19 protein-coding genes and 1 pseudogene are annotated in these 19075 nt (G+C 42.2%); 7 read left to right on the top strand and 13 right to left on the bottom strand.

Features of this window, described 5'->3' with window-relative positions; genetic code table 11:
- Nucleotides 1–82: 82 nt before the first annotated feature.
- Complete coding sequence (locus ACOOE0_RS05755) at nucleotides 83–667, top strand: YceI family protein (protein WP_420401517.1); 585 nt, start codon at nucleotides 83–85, stop codon at nucleotides 665–667.
- Entirely contained in the window at nucleotides 668–1630 is a 963-nt protein-coding gene (locus tag ACOOE0_RS05760) for a WD40 repeat domain-containing protein (RefSeq protein ID WP_420401518.1), read from the top strand.
- Nucleotides 1631–1685: 55 nt separating this feature from the next.
- On the opposite strand, the gene ACOOE0_RS05765 is transcribed toward ACOOE0_RS05760, so the two are convergent.
- The 4 genes from ACOOE0_RS05765 to ACOOE0_RS05780 are packed head-to-tail and all read right to left on the bottom strand — an operon-like array spanning nucleotide 1686 to nucleotide 5560.
- On the bottom strand, nucleotides 1686–2432 hold the full coding sequence (locus tag ACOOE0_RS05765; protein ID WP_420401519.1) for a succinate dehydrogenase/fumarate reductase iron-sulfur subunit: 747 nt from the start codon (nucleotides 2430–2432) through the stop codon (nucleotides 1686–1688).
- 39 nt (nucleotides 2433–2471) lie between these two features.
- On the bottom strand, nucleotides 2472–2852 hold the full coding sequence (locus tag ACOOE0_RS05770) for a four helix bundle protein (RefSeq protein ID WP_420401520.1): 381 nt from the start codon (nucleotides 2850–2852) through the stop codon (nucleotides 2472–2474).
- 33 nt (nucleotides 2853–2885) lie between these two features.
- Nucleotides 2886–4889 carry a fumarate reductase/succinate dehydrogenase flavoprotein subunit gene (locus ACOOE0_RS05775; protein WP_420401521.1) on the bottom strand — a complete coding sequence of 668 codons (2004 nt, stop codon included), beginning with the start codon at nucleotides 4887–4889 and terminating at the stop codon, nucleotides 2886–2888.
- Between the two features lie 2 nt (nucleotides 4890–4891).
- A complete protein-coding gene (locus ACOOE0_RS05780; RefSeq protein ID WP_420401522.1) occupies nucleotides 4892–5560 on the bottom strand; it encodes a succinate dehydrogenase cytochrome b subunit in 669 nt (222 codons plus the stop codon).
- A 198-nt stretch (nucleotides 5561–5758) separates the two neighbouring features.
- On the opposite strand from ACOOE0_RS05780, the gene ACOOE0_RS05785 reads away from it, so the two are divergent.
- Entirely contained in the window at nucleotides 5759–6649 is an 891-nt protein-coding gene (locus tag ACOOE0_RS05785; protein WP_420401523.1) for a RimK family alpha-L-glutamate ligase, read from the top strand.
- Nucleotides 6627–7586, top strand: coding sequence for a succinylglutamate desuccinylase/aspartoacylase family protein (locus ACOOE0_RS05790; protein ID WP_420401524.1), 960 nt, complete (start codon nucleotides 6627–6629; stop codon nucleotides 7584–7586). The genes ACOOE0_RS05785 and ACOOE0_RS05790 overlap by 23 nt, the downstream gene beginning before the upstream one ends.
- On the opposite strand, the gene ACOOE0_RS05795 is transcribed toward ACOOE0_RS05790, so the two are convergent.
- The 6 genes from ACOOE0_RS05795 to ACOOE0_RS05820 form a co-directional block, all read right to left on the bottom strand.
- The gene (locus ACOOE0_RS05795) at nucleotides 7583–8071 is read right to left on the bottom strand and encodes a hypothetical protein (RefSeq protein ID WP_420401525.1); all 489 of its coding nucleotides are present in this window, start codon (nucleotides 8069–8071) and stop codon (nucleotides 7583–7585) included. The two genes, ACOOE0_RS05790 and ACOOE0_RS05795, sit on opposite strands and share 4 nt — an antisense overlap.
- Nucleotides 8072–8223: 152 nt before the next feature.
- Nucleotides 8224–8760, bottom strand: coding sequence for a hypothetical protein (locus ACOOE0_RS05800; RefSeq protein ID WP_420401526.1), 537 nt, complete (start codon nucleotides 8758–8760; stop codon nucleotides 8224–8226).
- 20 nt (nucleotides 8761–8780) lie between these two features.
- Complete coding sequence (locus ACOOE0_RS05805; protein WP_420401527.1) at nucleotides 8781–9902, bottom strand: acyl-CoA dehydrogenase family protein; 1122 nt, start codon at nucleotides 9900–9902, stop codon at nucleotides 8781–8783.
- A 120-nt stretch (nucleotides 9903–10022) separates the two neighbouring features.
- Entirely contained in the window at nucleotides 10023–10889 is an 867-nt protein-coding gene (locus ACOOE0_RS05810) for a helix-turn-helix domain-containing protein (protein WP_420401528.1), read from the bottom strand.
- Nucleotides 10890–10937: 48 nt separating this feature from the next.
- Nucleotides 10938–12116, bottom strand: coding sequence for a DUF1624 domain-containing protein (locus tag ACOOE0_RS05815; protein WP_420401529.1), 1179 nt, complete (start codon nucleotides 12114–12116; stop codon nucleotides 10938–10940).
- Between the two features lie 197 nt (nucleotides 12117–12313).
- Entirely contained in the window at nucleotides 12314–15157 is a 2844-nt protein-coding gene (locus ACOOE0_RS05820; protein ID WP_420401530.1) for a VPS10 domain-containing protein, read from the bottom strand.
- Nucleotides 15158–15243: 86 nt separating this feature from the next.
- On the opposite strand from ACOOE0_RS05820, the gene ACOOE0_RS05825 reads away from it, so the two are divergent.
- Nucleotides 15244–16533: an aminopeptidase P family protein gene (locus tag ACOOE0_RS05825; protein ID WP_420401531.1), complete on the top strand. Its 1290-nt coding sequence runs from the start codon at nucleotides 15244–15246 to the stop codon at nucleotides 16531–16533.
- A 114-nt stretch (nucleotides 16534–16647) separates the two neighbouring features.
- Nucleotides 16648–16815, top strand: coding sequence for a hypothetical protein (locus ACOOE0_RS05830; protein ID WP_420401532.1), 168 nt, complete (start codon nucleotides 16648–16650; stop codon nucleotides 16813–16815).
- 31 nt (nucleotides 16816–16846) lie between these two features.
- Here ACOOE0_RS05830 and ACOOE0_RS05835 read toward each other — a convergent pair whose 3' ends face one another.
- The gene (locus ACOOE0_RS05835; protein ID WP_138836648.1) at nucleotides 16847–17056 is read right to left on the bottom strand and encodes a helix-turn-helix transcriptional regulator; all 210 of its coding nucleotides are present in this window, start codon (nucleotides 17054–17056) and stop codon (nucleotides 16847–16849) included.
- A gap of 146 nt (nucleotides 17057–17202) precedes the next feature.
- Here ACOOE0_RS05835 and ACOOE0_RS05840 point away from each other — a divergent pair, with 146 nt between their 5' ends.
- Nucleotides 17203–17400 carry a SymE family type I addiction module toxin gene (locus tag ACOOE0_RS05840; RefSeq protein WP_420401533.1) on the top strand — a complete coding sequence of 66 codons (198 nt, stop codon included), beginning with the start codon at nucleotides 17203–17205 and terminating at the stop codon, nucleotides 17398–17400.
- A 41-nt stretch (nucleotides 17401–17441) separates the two neighbouring features.
- On the opposite strand, the pseudogene ACOOE0_RS05845 reads toward ACOOE0_RS05840, so the two are convergent.
- Both ACOOE0_RS05845 and brnQ read right to left on the bottom strand, forming a co-directional pair.
- Nucleotides 17442–17504, bottom strand: a pseudogene (locus tag ACOOE0_RS05845) (AbiH family protein); the annotation flags it as partial.
- Nucleotide 17505: 1 nt separating this feature from the next.
- Complete coding sequence (brnQ, locus tag ACOOE0_RS05850; protein WP_420401534.1) at nucleotides 17506–18987, bottom strand: branched-chain amino acid transport system II carrier protein; 1482 nt, start codon at nucleotides 18985–18987, stop codon at nucleotides 17506–17508.
- Nucleotides 18988–19075: the final 88 nt, after the last annotated feature.

Raw genomic sequence — 19075 nt, forward strand, 5'->3', positions numbered from 1 at the left:
AATTTGCAATTTTTTGCACTTCATTTACATTTTATTCACCTCCCCTGAGACCCCCAAACCTAGATTTGTCCAAAACAAAACAATGAAAAAAATCATCTTATTAGTTGTGGGCATTGGGTTTAACGCCTTTATGTATGGACAAGGTACCATAAATATTGATACAGAAAAGAGTGTGATCAAATGGTCGGGATCTAAACTGTTCCAGTTCAATGAGCATTATGGTACGGTAGCGTTTTCAAAGGGCACCATTTTTTGGTCAGGAGATATGGTCATGGGAGGCTATTTTGAGGCGGACATGAATTCCATTGTCAATACCGATGGCAAGTTCAATGATATGTTGGTGTCCCATTTAAAAAATGAGGATTTCTTTGATGTGGAAAACCATCCCATTGCCCAATTAAAGATTGTGGAGGCCCTGTATGTTGAAGAAGACGAAATAGGTGTTGAAGCGCTGTTGACCATAAAGGAGGTTACCCATCCCGTCAAATTTAACATGAGCGTTGAACAGCGAGATCAGCTATATGTGTTTAAATCCAAGTTTGCAATTGACCGCACCCGTTGGGGCATTAGCTATGAATCCAAAGGGATTATTGGAAGTGTCAAGGAAAGCATCATTTCAGATGCAATCGCTTTTGAGGTGGTTTTGGTGACCAAACCAGGGTGTTAAATGAAAAAGCTTTTCTTTTTTCTGTTGTTGTACACCTTGACCAATATCTGTTGTCAGGAGCAGGTTGAGAACAAAGAAACCCTATGGACCGTAGCTTGGAGTCCGGATGGGAAATACATCGCAACAGGGGGTAATCAGGATGTACTAAAAGTGTTTGATGCCAAGACTTTTGAACTGTTGAACACTTACCCGGTTCCAGGGGTACAACTAAGTCGCCTAAAGTGGCATCCAAGCAAAAATCTTTTGGCCGTTATTACCCAAGGAAGAACCTTTAAAGCCAAAATACTTGATTTGGACACTGGGAAATGGAGAGAGCTGCAGGATTTGGAATCGGGCTTTAGAGCACTGGACTGGAATCATACTGGAGAACTGCTCGCTGTTTCCGAACTTGAAGATGCGGTGTCAGTTTATACCATGCATGGGAGCCGTGTAAGTCGATTTTTAGCCGACTCAAAGGGAGTTGCTGGCTTGGATTGGCATCCTTCAAAAAACATTATGGTCACAGTCGGGGATCAGATAGGGATTTACACGCATTTGGGTGATACGATCAATGCTTTTCTACCAAGAAATGAAGAGACCCTTGTACTGTGTGTGGAATGGCATACTTCTGGCGATTTTTTTGCTGTTGGGGATTATGGCCTACTTGAGAATAAAGTAAGCGATAAAGACAAACTCCTCCAATTTTGGAATAGTGATGGTAAAAAGCTTCATGAAATCAAACCAAAAAAGGCCGAATACAGAAATATAAGATGGAACCCTGACGGCGAAAGATTGGCCAGTGCAAGTGATGCATTGCGGATTTGGTCCCTAGCAGGAGAGCTTATAGCTGAATCGGCATCGGCAAATGATTATCTATGGGGTGTGGATTGGAGTCCTGATGGAAAGTTCATAGTAACTTCAAGCAGCGAGGGGAAGATTGCTTTATGGGATAAAAATGCCAACCTCCTTAGAACAATTGAGTAACAAAAAACCCAAACTCCTTAAGGAATTTGGGTTTTGGTTTATGAGTATTGGAATTTTATCCTTTTGTTGTAGCAGAAAGATATTCCCGGTTCATTCGGGCAATATTCTCCAAAGAAATTCCTTTTGGGCATTCCACTTCGCAAGCTCCTGTATTGGTGCAATTTCCAAAACCTTCCAAGTCCATTTGGCGGACCATGTTCTGTACACGATCAGAGGCCTCCACCTGACCTTGGGGCAATAAGGCAAATTGGGAAACTTTTGCTGAGGTAAACAGCATGGCACTGGCATTTTTACAGGCTGCTACGCAGGCCCCACAACCAATGCAGGTTGCAGCATCCATGGCTTTGTCCGCATCTTCTTTTGGAATGGGAATGGCATTGGCATCAACAGTGTTCCCCGAGGTATTTACAGAGATGAACCCCCCTGCTTGTTGAATTCGGTCAAATGAGCTTCGGTCAACAATCAAATCCTTGATAACAGGAAAAGCTTTGGCCCTAAAAGGTTCTATTACGATAGTATCCCCATCGTTGAACTTGCGCATGTGCAATTGGCAAGTGGTGATCAACCTATCGGGCCCGTGGGGTTCCCCATTGATTTGTAACGAACAAGTTCCGCAGATACCCTCCCTACAATCGTGATCAAACTCTACAGGTTCCTCACCTTTTGAAACCAGTTCTTCGTTTAGGATATCCAGCATTTCCAAAAAAGACATATCGCCCTCAACACCATCTAGGGTATAATCCACGATTTGACCCTTAGTTTCGGCATCTTTTTGTCTCCAAATTTTTAATGTTAGCTTCATAGCTTCGCTATTCTAAGTTATTGGTTAATGAGTTAAATGTTATTTGGTGTTGTCTGCCTTAATCAAATAATTGATATATCCATTTAAAATCTTAAGACAATCAAATATCATAGACCTTAACTCATCATATTTTTCTTTATCGATATATTCTTCATCATAAGCAACCAAGATCTGGTCTAATAATTCGTAAACAGAGCCCCTGGAGGTTCTGCAAAATTGCGCGTTTTCCCTAAAATGAAAACGACCATATCCTTCGGCAATGTTGTGGGTAACGGATCTGGATGCTCTTCGCATTTGAGAAGTCAGTTCGTACTTCTCAATATCTGGAAACGTTTTAATGACTTTGGAGACGGCCTTTCGCAACTTGGTTGCGGATTTCCAGCATTCTAAATCTTCAAATGTCTTAATGTCAACATCCATTACCTATTAACCAATAACGGTTAACCCAAATACTTACTTATAACTTCTTGTTTTTAATTCAATATTCTCGTAGACCAAATCCTCCTTGTGCAGCTCGGCATCCTTGGGTTCACCCTTAAACTCCCATGCAGCCACATACTTGAAGTTTTCATCATCACGCAAGGCCTCTCCTTCTTCGGTCTGGTATTCTTCCCTAAAATGTCCTCCACAAGATTCTTTTCTATGCAAGGCATCCTTGGCAAAAAGTTCTCCCAATTCCAAAAAGTCGGCAACCCTTCCAGCTTTCTCCAACTCTTGGTTTTTGGAATCGGCTTGACCAGGAATTTTTACATTTTCCCAAAAATCCTTTCGCAATTCGGCTATTTCGCCAATGGCTTCCTCCAATTCTTTTTCGTTTCTGGACATACCACATTTGTTCCACATGATTTTGCCCAACTTTTTATGATAGTAATCCACGGAATGGATTCCAGTCCCTGACATCAATTTTTCCAGACGACCCCTAACTTCGTTTTCGGCAGCTTCAAATTCTGGAGAATCCGTTGAAATGGTTCCTGTGCGGATGTCGTCTGATAAATAGTCACCGATGGTATACGGTAGTACAAAATAACCATCTGCCAATCCTTGCATCAAGGCTGAAGCTCCAAGTCGGTTGGCGCCATGGTCACTGAAGTTGGCTTCTCCAGCACAGTAACAACCAGGGATGGTGGTCTGTAAATTATAATCCACCCAAAGACCTCCCATGGTATAATGCACCGCAGGGTAGATCATCATTGGGGTCTTATATGGATTCTCATCCACGATTTTTTCATACATCTGGAAAAGGTTACCGTATTTGGCCTCTATAATTTCCTCTCCCAGCAGTGTGATGGTTTCTTTATCTGGATTTTTGATACCAGAGGTCATCGCCTTTTCCTTACCATAACGTTCTATAGCTGCGGCAAAATCAAGATAGACGGCCTCACCGGTTTTGTTTACTCCAAACCCGGCATCGCATCGTTCTTTAGCGGCTCTTGAAGCCACGTCACGGGGAACCAAATTTCCAAAGGCGGGGTATCTACGTTCCAAATAGTAATCACGTTCTTCCTCGCCTAGTTGGGTGGGTCTTAATTTCCCTTCGCGAATGGCAACGGCATCCTCCTTGCGCTTTGGCACCCAGATACGACCATCGTTCCTCAAAGATTCTGACATCAGTGTCAACTTGGATTGATGTTCTCCGGAAACCGGAATACAGGTTGGGTGGATTTGCGTATAACAAGGATTGGCAAAGAAGGCTCCTTTTTTATGGGCGCGCCAAGCTGCCATCACGTTGCTTCCCATGGCGTTGGTGGACAAGAAGAAAACATTTCCATACCCCCCAGTTGCCAAAACTACGGCATGGGCACTATGCCTTTGGATTTCTCCGCTAACCAAATCACGGGCAATAATGCCCCGAGCTTTTCCATCCACTAAAACCAAATCCATCATTTCATGGCGGTTGTACGCTTGGATTTTCCCTCGATTGATTTGTCGGTTCATAGCTGCGTAGGCACCTAAGAGCAACTGCTGTCCTGTCTGTCCTTTGGCATAAAAGGTTCTGGAGACCAAAACCCCTCCAAATGAACGGTTGTCCAAAAGACCGCCATATTCACGGGCAAAGGGCACACCTTGTGCCACACATTGATCTATGATATTGGCCGATTCCTCCGCCAAACGATATACGTTGGCTTCCCTGGAACGGTAGTCTCCCCCTTTGATGGTGTCGTAAAACAACCGATAAGGGCTATCCCCGTCTCCTTGGTAGTTTTTGGCTGCATTGATGCCTCCCTGTGCCGCAATGGAGTGCGCTCTTCTAGGAGAATCCTGGTAGCAAAAAGTCTTCACGTTATAACCCAACTCGGCCAATGTGGCTGCCGCGGCTCCACCCGCCAATCCAGTTCCAACCACGATCACGTCAATGTTTCGCTTGTTGGCTGGGTTAACCAAGTCGATGTCATTTTTATGTTTGGTCCATTTATCGGCCAAAGGACCGGATGGAATTTTGGAATCCAATATGCCCATAATTAATGTGTTATTGGGTTAAGGTGATGGTATAGTGCAATAAACACAAAGGCCAAAGGCACTACCACCGCAAATATTTTTGTAAAAGATTTAATGGCTGGGGTGTATTTGTTATTTACTCCCATGGATTGGAAGGAGGAAGAAAATCCGTGCCACAGATGTAGACTTAGCAGCACAAATGAAACCACATAAATGACGGTTCTCCAAAAAGGGGCAAACTTTTCAACCGTTTCCGCATAGTATCGGGTAGGGTTTTCAGGATTCATTTCGATGTATTTGTAGGTCATTTCATGAACCCAAAAATCGTAGAAGTGCAATCCCAAAAATGCCAAAATAACTAGACCGGAATAGATCATGTTTCTGGAAACCCAGGGAGCGTTGGCGCTGCCACTATATTTTACATAGCTGATTCCCCTAGCCCTTTTGTTCTGCAATTCAAGACCAAACCCCATCACAAAATGTACAATGACCCCGATGATCAAAATGGGTTGCATGAGGTATTGCACCAGTGGGTTGTATCCCATAAAGTGGGAAGCTTCATTAAAAAAATCGGGGGAGATGACCGATGCTAAATTGATGGTTACGTGCAGTACTAGAAAAATTACCAGAAAGAGACCCGAAAGTGCCATCACTACCTTGCGGGCAATCGAAGATTTTATCAATCCACTCATTAGCGTTGGTTTTAGCTACAAATTTACGTCACGATTGAGTTTTTAACAAGCTTTCAACAGCCATAAGTGTCTTATTTAGACCGATTATAACCTAAGCTCGGAATGGCTTCAACTTGAAGCATTTAATTGGGATAAATTTCCAACAAATGGGATTTTTAACCGATATTACAATTGATTTGTAACTGACCAAAATCCCTTATGGACATTGCCATCTTATCCGTGAGCCTTAATGTACGCTCTACCAAGAGGATTGTTGAGGAAGCCCAGAATGCCGGACATTATGTGGAGGTTATTGACCATACCAAATGCTCTGTAAAATTGGGTGAGGGGAACCCCCAGATTTATCTGGATGAGGAAAACGTGACCAATGAGTTTGATGCCATTATCCCCAGAATTGGAGCCAAGGTTACCAGGCACGGAGCAGCCATTGTAAAACAGTTTGAAATGAACAATGTGTTCAGCACGGCACGTTCCCTCGGGATCACCAGGGCAAGAAACAAGGTACGGACTCTACAAATTATGGCACGCAAGGGCATACCAATTCCCGAGACGGTCTTTTCCATCAATCCTGATAACATTGAGGAGCAGATCAAATTGTTGGGCGGCCCCCCGGTAATCATTAAGCTTCAAGAGGGAACCCATGGAATGGGAGTGATTTTGGCCGAAACCAAAAAATCGGCCAAATCCATCATAGATACTCTATACAAGATGGATACCAGTATTCTTTTACAGCGCTATATTGCCGAGGCGAATGGGGAGGACATCCGAATTATTGTGGTGGGCAACAAGGTGGTGGCCAGTATGAAGCGAACCAGTGACTTGGACGATTTTCGATCCAATGTGCATCGCGGGGCAGATACGACGGCTATCAAACCTACCGCCAAGGAGCAGTACATAGCCCTGAATGCCACCAAATATTTAGGACTTGGCGTTGCTGGTGTAGATCTAATGCGCTCCAAGAAAGGCCCGGTTCTAATTGAGGTCAATGCCTCTCCAGGTTTACAGGGCATTGAAGCTGCAACCGGGGTTAACGTGGCCAAGCACATTATTCAATTTGTAGAAAAAAATGGGTATCGAAAGCGAAAATAAAACCATTGCCATCAATGGAGAGAAAGTGGCTCCAGGACAGAATAAGTTGGTGCAGATAGATATTGCCCGATTACCAACGGGCACCTTGATTCATATTCCCGTGCATGTTTTTAATGCAAAAAAAGCAGGCCCAACGGTTTTGGTGCAGGCAGGCTTGCATGGCGATGAAATCAATGGGGTGGAAACGGTCAGAAGAATGCTTCAGAACGATTTGTTTGATATCAAGAAAGGAGCTGTAATTGTGGTGCCGATTCTAAATATTTTTGGGTTTATTCATTTTTCACGGGATGTTCCGGATGGGAAGGATGTGAACAGGAGTTTTCCTGGAAGAAAAACAGGTTCCTTGGCAAGTAGGATCGCCTATACCTACACCTCTGAAATTTTACCCCAAATCGATTATGGAATAGACCTTCATACCGGAGGTGGACAGCGGTTCAATTTTCCACAGATCAGGTATTCCCAAGAAGACAAGCAAAGCAAAAAATTGGCGGAGGCTTTTAACGCTCCCTTTTATTTTGCTTCTAGATTGATTGCAGGTTCCTTTAGGAAGGCTTCGCTCAGGATGGGAATCCCAACCATAGTGTATGAGGCAGGAGAAAGCATGCGTTTTGATGAAGGGTCAATTGAGCAAGGAATCCTTGGAATTAAAAATGTATTGAATTCTCTGGGAATGCTCTCTAAAAAAGGGGCATCACGGGAACGACAGTCTATTGAATTAAATAGAACACGCTGGCTTAGGGCTTCCAGAGCAGGCATGTTTATTCCCCAAAAAAGCAATGGGAGTGCCGTGGTTAAGGGTGAAGTCATTGGGATGATCACCGATACGGACGCCAAAAAAAACAAGAAAATAAAAGCGCCCTTTGATGGATATATCTTTTGCATTAACCATCAGGCAGTGGTTAACCAAGGAGATGCTCTATTTCATTTAGGGAGTTAAATGGTTGGCTGTTCGTTTTTAGCCTCAATTTTTGATATGCTCCAATTGATTGCAGTCTCCAAATCAGAAAATTGGCGAATGTTGTTCCTGAAGAACATTTTCTCCAGAATAATACTGGCGAGTCCACTTTTGTTATAAGCTACAACCGAGTAAAGTTCCAGTTTATGACGGTGAGTATAGAACTTGATCCAGTCCGTGGGCACCACAGAGTAGTTGTGGATTCGGTTGGATACATAGGCGATAGGTCTGTCTTGTCCAATCACTTCATAAGCGGCATCGATGGCTTTTTGGGCCATGGACCAATTAAAGACCACACCCTCTTTGATTTCGGAAATAACAAGCCCATCAAAAAAATAGAATACCCCAAACTCATATTCACGAATTTCCCGAATATTTTTAAAGAATGCTATTTCCCGAACACGTTGCATACGTTCCAAAAAGAGGTAATTGGTTAAAAAGATTGAAAAAGGTTGGTTGGAAACCATAAAAATAGGAATTATTGGGCTTAATCTCCCAGAAATTTGAGGATTATGTTCGTATTTTTTAAGTAAACACCCTGTTGTAATTGGGGTTTTCAAGGATATCTGTAAAAATAAAACCCGTAAAAGATTGAGGTTTTTCTTTTACGGGTCTTTTTCTAATAGCTAAATTTTGCCGTTTTTCGATTTTTACCAAGGGTCAATTGCAGTCTTAAATAGTGCCGCAATTTTTTCCCACGGACAAATCGAACAACCAACACATTGTCTCCGAATGACCACTTTGGATACTCTAAAGCGATTTTTTGTCTGACCTTGAAGGGGAGGACTTGATTTCTATATCGTTCTATAGTTTTGCTAAGTTCCCCCTTACTATCATACCAGGCATGAACCAAGGCATTTTCATTGGAGAAAACAACATGATAACGTGACGGTTCGTTTTCATCGAATTCCTGCAAAGCATTCAATTCAAAGTTGGCCACTTTTTGCTGTAAAGGTTGTACTGAAGTATGGAAACTACTTGAAGTTAGCTTCGAAACATAGTGTGCATTGGGTACCTTGGGATTGCTTAAGGAAACAGAAGCATATCTCTTAGGTTCATCTATCTGGTTATAGGCCAATAGATCTAATTCTTGTCCGCTGGCAGTCGTGAACAAGGCCAACGCTAAAAGTGCGGTGTTGAATAATTTATTTTTCATTTTTTGGTTTTTTAGGATTACTATTTATAATTTTCGATAAGGTGCCTGCTGGTAAATTCGTACTGGCTCCATTTGGGCAAGGGATGGAACTGTGATGCCTGAACATCCCTGAACAAGCGTTCCAACAAGTGCTTTTGATAAAACCCCTGCCCCCCGATTATTTCCATTGCTGAGCTAACAGTCTCCCGTGCCAAGTCCGACACATTGGTCTTATAAGCCAGAACATCGGCCGAGGTTAATCCCAGAGGTTTGAAGTTGAGGTTGTTGACAAAGGACCGCATGGCCATCCATTGTGCTTTGCAACCCAAAAATGTATTGTGGAGTTTTCCAAGACTATAGGGTAAATGGTGCTGACTTCTTTTTTGTGCAGCGGCTATGGCCAGATGCTCAGCTTTTTCAGCAATACCTATATAGGCGGACATGATCAATGGCATGGCCACTGTTAACACTGCGTTCCAGACAGGATGAAATTCATTCCTTTCCCTTTTTAGCGCGATACTTTCCTCGGGAACAAACACTTCTTCAAAAATGATGGTTTGGGAACCCGTGGCCCTCATCCCCAAGGTATGCCAATCATCCAATAGGGAAACCCCTTGCTGTTTTAACGGAATGGAAAAATGAAGCACATATTCTCCATCATCCGCGTCTGCAAACACAGAACTGGTTACGGCCACATCCCCAACTACAGATTGACTCGCAAAGTGTTTTTTGGCGGAAAACAAATATCCTCCATCCACTTTTTTAAGAGATCCATTGGAGTCCAACCAATCCTTGGCTCCCGTACTGACCAAGACTAATTGTTGGTCTGCAATCTTTGTCAATGTTTCGGCACCCTCATTTTTGTTCTTGTATTTCCAAACCGCTGCTGCCACCAAATGCTGGTGCATGGAAAAGGCTAAGGCAGTAGATCCACAATGGTTACCAATGATTCGAATAATCTCACACATTTCTGTGTAGGATAACCCGCCACCGCCCAACTCCTTTGGGATGAGCGCGGAGAAGAACCTATGGACTTTTAAGTCTTCGTAGTTTTCATGGACAAAGGAAGCCGTATGATCTTTTTCATTGGCCCGTTGGGCAAAAAGTGCGCCCAATTGTTGGGCCAAGTGGGTCCAGTTTTCTGTTTTGATTGTTGTTTCCATGGTTTTCTAATTTGATTACCATGCAAAATTGGCACAACCTTAAAAGGATTGATTTTCCCAAAAGCCCAAATAGTTTGTGCTAGAGCCCAGGCCATTCAACTTAAAAACAGAATGTTGCAGTTAATGTGATTGTATTCTGGACCGAAACTGAAGGGGAGGTAGTCCATACTTTTCCTTAAAGATACTATTGAAATGAGAGGTGTTTTTGAACCCACTTTCGTAACAGATTTCATTGATGGTCAGCGAAGATTGGTTCAAGAGGGTTTTGGCATATTCGAGCCGTTTGTTCTTGATCCAGCGACCCGGGGTTTCCTTAAAATGGGATTTAAAATCGCGCTTGAATGCAGAAAGACTACGTCCACAAAGTCGAGCAAATTCATCAAGGCCAAGATCATATTGAAAGTTGCGCAACATCATATGTTCCATATCTGACTTTTGAGTATCGAGTAGGGAATAGAGATACTGTGCCAAGCTTCCGTTTCTTGGATTTAAAAGGATGTTGAAAAGTAACTCCCGAAATTTTATCTCCACCAAACTTTGAGGAATTTCTCCATCCTGTTTGAAGTAGTTGAAGATGCTCAAGATCAAGGCCTCGAAGGAATCGTTTACATCAACCTCAAAAATCTGGTCAAAATCGGTTTGGGAAGAGTTAAATTCTAAATCTGGGTGATCCTTGAAAAAATTGACCACAAAATCATCCGTTATAAAAAAGAGGATTACGCAGTAGTCCACTTCAAAATGTTGACGTGTGGTATATACCCCCTTCCTCACAAAAAGAGCATCCCCTCCCTGGATTGCATAAGATTTATTGGGTCCGAACCAATCTTTTTTACCACTTATAACATAGTTAATGATGTGGGAATCGGTAAATAGCTGAAAATTCTCAACATCGATGGGGCATTTGTATTCCACAAACAAATAATTGTCACCCATGAGTTTGTTGAACTTGGGATGTCGCTCAAAATACCGCTGAATATCTACTATCATTCTTTGTCAATTAGGCCAATTGAAAGTCTGGGTCTGCCATAAAATTAGCTACAAATAACTCAACCACCATTTTTCCCTATGGGCGGTCTTATAGTTATTGTACCAGCTACAAATGGGATAAAGCGCAATAATGAGGACAACCCAAATAAGGTAAACTACCCAAAGATTAAAGCCATACCCCTGCAATTGGGGCTGGAGGGTAATCCAAAGATCGATCACCATATCAGAAAAACTGAAGCCTGTCATCATTGCGGCAATTACGGCCAACGCATGAATGACATAAATATGAACGATGTAAAAAAACATGGGAACCCTACCAATAACCACCATTTTTTCAGTCCATTTGTTCTGCCAGTTTTCCACAAGCGCCAAGAACACCAAAGAGGGGCCAAGGGTTATCAGCAAGAAATGAAGGGACGGGGGATATTTGGTAATGTTGAAAAAGGATGCTACAGTGAGTCCGACAGAATCCTGTGTGGCCCAATGATACGAATCCCCATAAATATTGATGGCCCTCAGGGCAAAAAATAAAAGGGTTAAACCCAAACCTATTTGCAACAATCGGGAAATTCTCAGTTTGGGATCAAAAGAGGGTTTATAAAGTTCACCCAAATAGTAACCAAGGGGCATTACGAAAATCCAGGGAATCATGGGGTAAGCCACAAAAAGCTGGATGAATCCCAGATCAACAAGATTGAACGAATGCAGAAAGGTCCATAGCCCGGCCACCAATGGTGTGGTAGGGGCAACCGAATCCAATAAATTATGACCAAAAACCGCCACTAAACAAATGACGAGACCCAATTTTTTGGGAAGATGGATAAATGCGGCCAAGAATATCATACTTACCCCAAGCACCCAGATAACCTGTAGGAGAACTCCTGAATAGTCCAATTTGAACATCCAAGCTAGCTTAATAATGGTAAACTCGGCAATGATCAACCAAATCCCTCTTTTCAGAAGCCAAACGGAAAGTGATTTTTTATTTCTACGCTGTCCAACAAAAAAAGCGGAGGTTCCCGCAAGAAAAACAAAAACTGGGGCGCAGAAATGGGTCACAAAGCGGGTCCAGAACAATGGCACGTTAGTCTGGGTTAAATCCGAAGGATCAAAAAAGTAGGCGTCGGCATGGAAATAATCACGAACATGATCTAATGCCATGATGATCATTACAAGTCCGCGCAACATGTCAATGGACTTAATGCGTTTTCGTCTATCATTTTCCATGATTTGAAAGGTTTAGGTTGATGTATTCGCCAGTGCTAAAGGGTTCAACCAAAAGTGGGGGAAGGATGCAATTGAACCATCAAGTTTTCTAAATTTAAGAAAATCTTTAATTCTTTGTAGCTGATTACCAAACTGATACACTTGGAACTATTCTTCAAACTGATTAGGTGAAGAAAGTCCCACAAACCTGATGGAAACTACTCTATGGAGAATTCAATTTTTTGGGTCTGCCCATTTCCGGAAATTTCCACGGCATAACTTCCTTTTGGGAGATACGTTTTTCCATCCTTGGCTTCTTCCAATTTCATTTTGTTTCGTTTCAGGAAGTTACTTTTCCCTTTTTTGGAGAAGGCCAAATCATAGGAAAGGATGTTTAGTCCTTTTTGAGCTTCCATTTCAGTGGAGCTGACTTCCGTGCCGTTCGCGGTCAACACTCTGGCAACGCAAGAACCTGGAGCTGAACAATAGAAATTTATATCCAAGCCTGGCGTATCCGGTTTGCCCCAAGTGTAGGTAGCGTTGCCCCAACTCTTGGAATGCTTAATGGCATTTACCTCAAAAACAACCAAATCTTTGGAAATAGCTTCGGGTGTCATTTGCTGCAACACTGAAATATCTGCCTTATAGATGCTTCGGCCATGGGTTCCAACCAAAAGATGTTTGGCCTCTGGTTGGATAACCAAATCATGTACGGCCACATTGGGCATTCCATTTTGAAAAAGTTCCCAGGTTTCTCCTCGGTTAAAGCTGGCGTACAAACCGTTATCCGTTCCTGCAAATAGTAGATTTTCGTTCTCGGGATCCTCAACTAGGGCGTTTACCGGTGATGCAGGAATATTACTTGAAATATTCTTCCAAGACTTTCCATAGTTCTCGCTTACATATATATAAGGAGTAAAATCATCCAAGCGATAGCCGTTCAAGCTTGCATACACCCTTTCCATTTTATGTTTGGATGCTGCCACTTCACTTACCCATAAATTTTGGGGAAGGGAACCAGAGATAAGGTCCCAACTTCCACCTCCATTTTGGGAAACCTGGATCAGACCGTCATCACTTCCCGTATATAATAACCCAAATTTAAATCGCGATTCAGATAATGTGGTCAGGGTGCCATAGGCCACATTACCGGGTTTGCCTCCTTGGGTCAAATCGTTGGAAATGGTTTCCCACTCGTCACCTTGGTTCAACGATCGGTGCAATTTGTTACTACCTAAATAGAGGATGTCCTGATTATGCTCTGACAACAGGATGGGCGTTTGCCAGTTGAAACGGTACGGGGATTCGCCCAACTCATGCTTAGGCTGAATGTACTTTTGCTTCCCATTCTCCAAATCCAAACGGTAATAATTTCCAAACTGATACCCTGTATATACTGTATTGGAGTTTCTATTGTCTATCTGGACCTGCATGCCATCCCCTCCCAGAATGGATTTCCAAGGATTGGAACCACTTTGGTGCCATCCCCGATCTTCTTTGTTGTTGTGTGCCCCTTTCCAAACCCCATTGTCCTGTAAACCACCATATACATTGTAGGGTTCCTCATGGTCTATATTGATGGCATAGAATTGTCCCACTTTGGGCGAATTGTTTTTTACCCAATTTTCCCCATCGTCATAGCTAATGTTGAGCCCTCCATCATTACCATTGATCAAGTGCCCTGGCCGATTTGGGTTGATCCAAAGCGCATGATGGTCCACATGCACATTTTCCTTGCCAATGGATGTAAAGGTATCCCCTCCGTCTTCAGACTTGACCAGAGGCACCCCGGCCAAATAAATATGATCTTTGTTGTTGGGGTCTATCCTGATTTGCGCAAAGTAATAACCGTAACTATAGAATAGGTCATCAATATAGTTTGAATTCATTTTTTGCCAGCTGGATCCTGCGTTGTCACTGCGATATACTTCCGCACCAATTACAGGGGTGTCAAATAAAAGTGAGTTGGCATTTTCCAAATACTTGGCCAAATCCACAGGCTTCACCGAACCACTTCGAACCAATTGTTTTACGTTCTGGGCCCGATACTTTTCCTGAAAGCCGTTGGTCTTCAAATATTCGTTCAACTTTTTATCATCCAAAGCAAGAAATACTTCCACATCCATTGTCTTAAAGTCGTCCTTGGTCAACCCATCCTCTTTTTTCTTCTCTTTTTTCTCCCGTCTAAACTGGCTATCATGAACGGCATAAACAGTGTTGTCATCAAAAACCGCCAGTCCAATACGGCCTACACCATTTCCTGTTGGGAAACCGCTGCCCTCAGTGCTGATCAATGTCCAGTGGCTACCACCATCCACACTTTTGTAAATACCCGAAGCTGAGCCATTTCCAGTAAAATTCCAGGCTTTACGATCCTTTTCCCAGGCCGCGGCATATTGTATATTGAAGTTGTTGGGTGCAAAGGCCATATCAATGATTCCCGTTGCATCATTTACAAAAAGTGTTTGTGTCCAGGTCTGTCCACCATCTGTGGTTTTATAGATTCCTCGCTCTTTATTTGGTGAATAAAGATGACCCGTTACCCCTACAACAACCTCATTTGGATTGTTGGGATTGATCAAGATTCTACCAATATGGTGCGAATCGTGCAATCCCATATTTTGCCAAGTTTCCCCTTTGTCCGTGGATTTTAAAACGCCGATGCCGGCATAGGAAGAACGGGAGGAATTATTTTCGCCCGTTCCCACCCAAATAGTTCCATTGTTCCAGTCCACAGCAATATCCCCTATATTTTGGGTATTTGAATTATCCATGATCGGGGTAAATGAAATCCCATTGGTATGGGTATACCATAATCCCCCGGAAGCATAAGCCACATAAAATTCTGTTGGATCAGTGGGGTTGACATCCAAGTCCACCACCCTACCGCTCATCACCGAAGGGCCAATATTTTTTAAGGGAATATTTTTAACCAATGATGTTTGGGTCATTTGTGTTTTATGTGACAAAGCCTCAATTACCGTATGGGCCTCGGTGGGCTTTTGTTGTGCTGGAATTGCTTGAAAAAGAAGGAGCAGTAATGGGAGTAGGAATCGTTTCATGAACTAGCTGTTTTGTTTCATTGTGGAAGGTATGAATTTGTCATCGGTATAGCAATTACCTACATTTGGACAAACCTTTTTGAAACATGAAATACCACGCGATCAGCAATCAGCTTTTTGTTAAAAACCGCAAGAAATTTATGGCTCAAATGGAGCCCAAAAGTATTGCTGTGTTCAATTCCAATGATATTTATCCCATTAGTGCGGATAGCACCATGGCCTTTGAACAACACAGGGATATTTTTTATCTAAGTGGGGCTGATCAGGAGGAAACCATATTGCTGCTTTTCCCAGACGCCATGGATAAAAAACACAGGGAAATCCTGTTTGTTAGGGAAACCAATGAGCATATTGCCGTTTGGGAAGGAGCAAAATTGACCAAGGAACAAGCGACGGAGGTTTCTGGAATTGAAACGGTTTATTGGCTTACCGATTTTGACAAGATCTTCTTTGATTTGATGACGGAAGCAGATACCGTTTACTTTAATACCAATGAACACTACAGGCAGGCTGTGATAACCCAAACCAGGGAAGATCGATTTATCGAAAAGTGTAAAAAAGACTTTCCCGCGCATAGATGGGCGAAGAGCAATCCTATTTTACAGCAAATTAGAGGGGTAAAGGAGCCAGAGGAAATTGCGTTGATGCAGCAGGCCTGTGATATCACCGAAAAAGGATTTAGAAGGATATTGGGATTCACCAAACCCGGGGTTTGGGAGTATGAAATGGAAGCAGAGTTTCTCCATGAATTTGTAAAAAATCGCTCCAAAGGTTTTGCCTATACCCCGATCATTGCTTCGGGAAACAATGCCAATGTATTGCACTATATTGAAAACAATCAACAGCTTAAGGACGGGGATTTGATTCTTATGGATTTGGCAGCGGAATATGCAAACTATGCCAGTGACCTTACCCGAACCATTCCGGCAAACGGGAAATACAATGCCCGGCAACGAGCGGTCTATGATGCCGTACTCCGAGTGAAAAACGAGGCTACAAAAATGCTGGTGCCTGGAACAATTTGGGCAGAGTACCACAAAGAAGTGGGGAAGATTATGACCTCGGAACTTTTGGGCTTGGGACTATTGGACAAGGCGGATGTACAAAATGAAAACAAAGATTGGCCCGCCTATAAAAAGTACTTTATGCATGGCACCAGTCACCATATTGGATTGGACACGCATGATTATGGGGAGCTCAAGACCCCTATGAAAGCCAATATGGTGTTCACCGTGGAACCTGGAATCTATATCCCGGATGAGGGCTTTGGGGTGCGATTGGAAGATGATGTGGTCATCCAAGAGAAAGGGGAGCCATTTAACCTTATGCGGAACATCCCAATTGAAGCTGAGGAAATTGAGGAGTTGATGAACTAGTAGCTAGAAATTTGGGCTGCAATGTCATGCTGAGTATCGCGAAGCATCTAATTGCAGCATTAAAAAGTTGGACTCTTCACTTTGTTCAGAGTGACAATTAAGACAAAGGAACAAATGAGATTTTTAGGCTTACTTCAAGTAGATATAGATAAGAAAATAGAGGAGGCTCCGGACAGTTGGTATGAGATAGGGGTGGTTATTGGTTCCTACCTCCCATTTGTGGTTCTGGTGGGAATCGCTTATGCGATATACCATTATAACAAAAAGAAAAGGGGATCCTGATACATTATTACAAAAAGTCCATCTATAGAATCTATTCTTTGGAAGCAACGAACAGTTCCCTTACTTCGATATCTAAAATTTCAGCAATCTTGTAAAATGTTTCAACGGGTGGTTGCATATCATTTGTACACCATCGAGAAATAGTGGATTTATCTTTACCTAACTGTTCACCTAACCACTTTGCAGATTTTTCTTTTTCTGCAAGAACAATCTTAATTCTGTTATATCTAGGTTTTGACATTAAGTCAACTAATTTGCATGCAGCGCAAAAATAGTTGATTCAAAAACATCTTAAATTCAACAATTATTTTCTATATTCGAAAATAAAGTTTCGTAAAACGAAAATAAGTTTCTTATTTTTGAGCAAAACCCAATAAAAATTCATGAATGAAAAAAATTAAAATTCAACCCAAGCATAGAAAAAGAACGTATGATCAAATTATTATTCCCGAGATTAGAATTGAAGGGAAATGGTTGGAAGCGTTGGGATTCAGATTAGGGGAATACGTACAAGTGGAATGGGTGCAGGATAAATTGGTTATTACACCAATCAAAGATGAAAAAAAGTCTAGTACATTTCCATAAGTGGTTTTCAAACTTCTCCAAAAATCATCAATAAAATGTCTATATGATGTTGGAAGTCCGTGAGCCAAATCAAAACCGTTACCTACAATAATGAGTTTGTTCATTTTACTTTCTTGTTTTTTTTAGGATAAAAACAAAGTATGAAAGTAATGTAACAAGGAACAACAATATCGTTCCCGCCAATAACATTTGTAACCAGAGAATAACATTATGAATTTCTCCGAACAATTTAACCACTAAAATTTCGGAGAAGATGAAGAAAAAGCCTAGAAGTCCTATGAACAGGCCGAAATGATTAAGGGCAATTTTCTTGTGGGGCATAGTACTGTTCAGTTTAATACTGCTAAGGATGAATGCTGATATAGCGGGTAAAATCCAGCCCAAGCTAAATTCGCCTAAAGGAAAACTGGTTAAATAATACGGCACAAGTTCCTTGAGACCAACACTCCTTAAAAAATCGGGAACGCTAAATAGAATAGCGGCTGCCACTACCCAACGGAAAACCCTGGCCGAAGCCCACTTTTCGGGTAACACATTCAGAATGATCAAAACAATGGTAATGGGGTAAATAAACATCAGAGCTGGTAAGGCCACTGCAATAATATACCCAACATTGAATTGCCCCATGAGTACCCCAAGGATACAGCCAATAATAGCGGTGATGGTATATGCTGTTTGGGAATCATTAAATCGTCCTTTGATGAAATCCGCGGTGCCCGTGACGATTCCAACGGCTGTTGTAAAACAGGCAAGGCCCACTAGGATACTGAGCAATAGTGCTGCGGTGTTTCCCCAAGTTTTTTGGCTTATGCCACTAAGCAGTGCTGTTCGGGAAATTTCAGAATCAAAAGAATCACCGAAGAGAGATCCTGTTAAGATCAAGCCTGCATAAATAAGAAACAGTCCCAGACCAGCAAACCATCCAGCTCTAGCGATAAGACCTTTTTTGGTTTCATAAGAGGCCTGCTTGTCCTTTAGGTTAATGGATATGATAATTACCCCGCCTACCACTACAGCTCCAATAGCGTCAAAGGTTTGGTAACCTTCCAAGATTCCGGCCGTAAAGGAGTTGTTGAACTGGGAAACCCCAAAATTGAAATCCAAGCCAAAAATGGCTGCCCCCATGATCAATACCAACACGATCAAAATTCCAGGAGTCAAAAATTTACCTATCACATCCAAAATCTTGGAACGGTTGACCACAAAAATGTAGACCAACACAAAATAGATAATACTAGTCAGAAGGGAAGAGGAATCCCAAATGGGTTGAATGGCCATTTCGTGAGTAACCGATGCTGTTCTGGGGGACGGCAAGGCAATAGAAATGGCGTATACAATATAACAATAGACGATACTGAACGTAGGAGAGACCTTCTTGGCAAAGTCGAACATGGTGCCCTGTAATTTTGCGTGGGCGAGAATTCCCAGAATGGGAATGAGAACCGCCGATAAACAAAACCCTAGCGCAACCAACCACCATAAATCTCCAGACTTAAAACCCATAAGCGGTGGTAGAATAAGATTACCTGCGCCAAAAAAAAGGGAGAAAAGTGCAAATGCGGTTACGGCGACAGTTTTTTTGTTCATAAAGTGTTAATAATTTTTTGTTAAAATAAATCAAATAATTATATTTCGAACAAGTAAGTCAACGGCGGAATGCCCCTTTTTATCGATA

Origin of the sequence: Flagellimonas sp., assembly GCF_965215805.1 — a bacterium.
In the GTDB taxonomy this organism is placed as follows: domain Bacteria; phylum Bacteroidota; class Bacteroidia; order Flavobacteriales; family Flavobacteriaceae; genus Flagellimonas.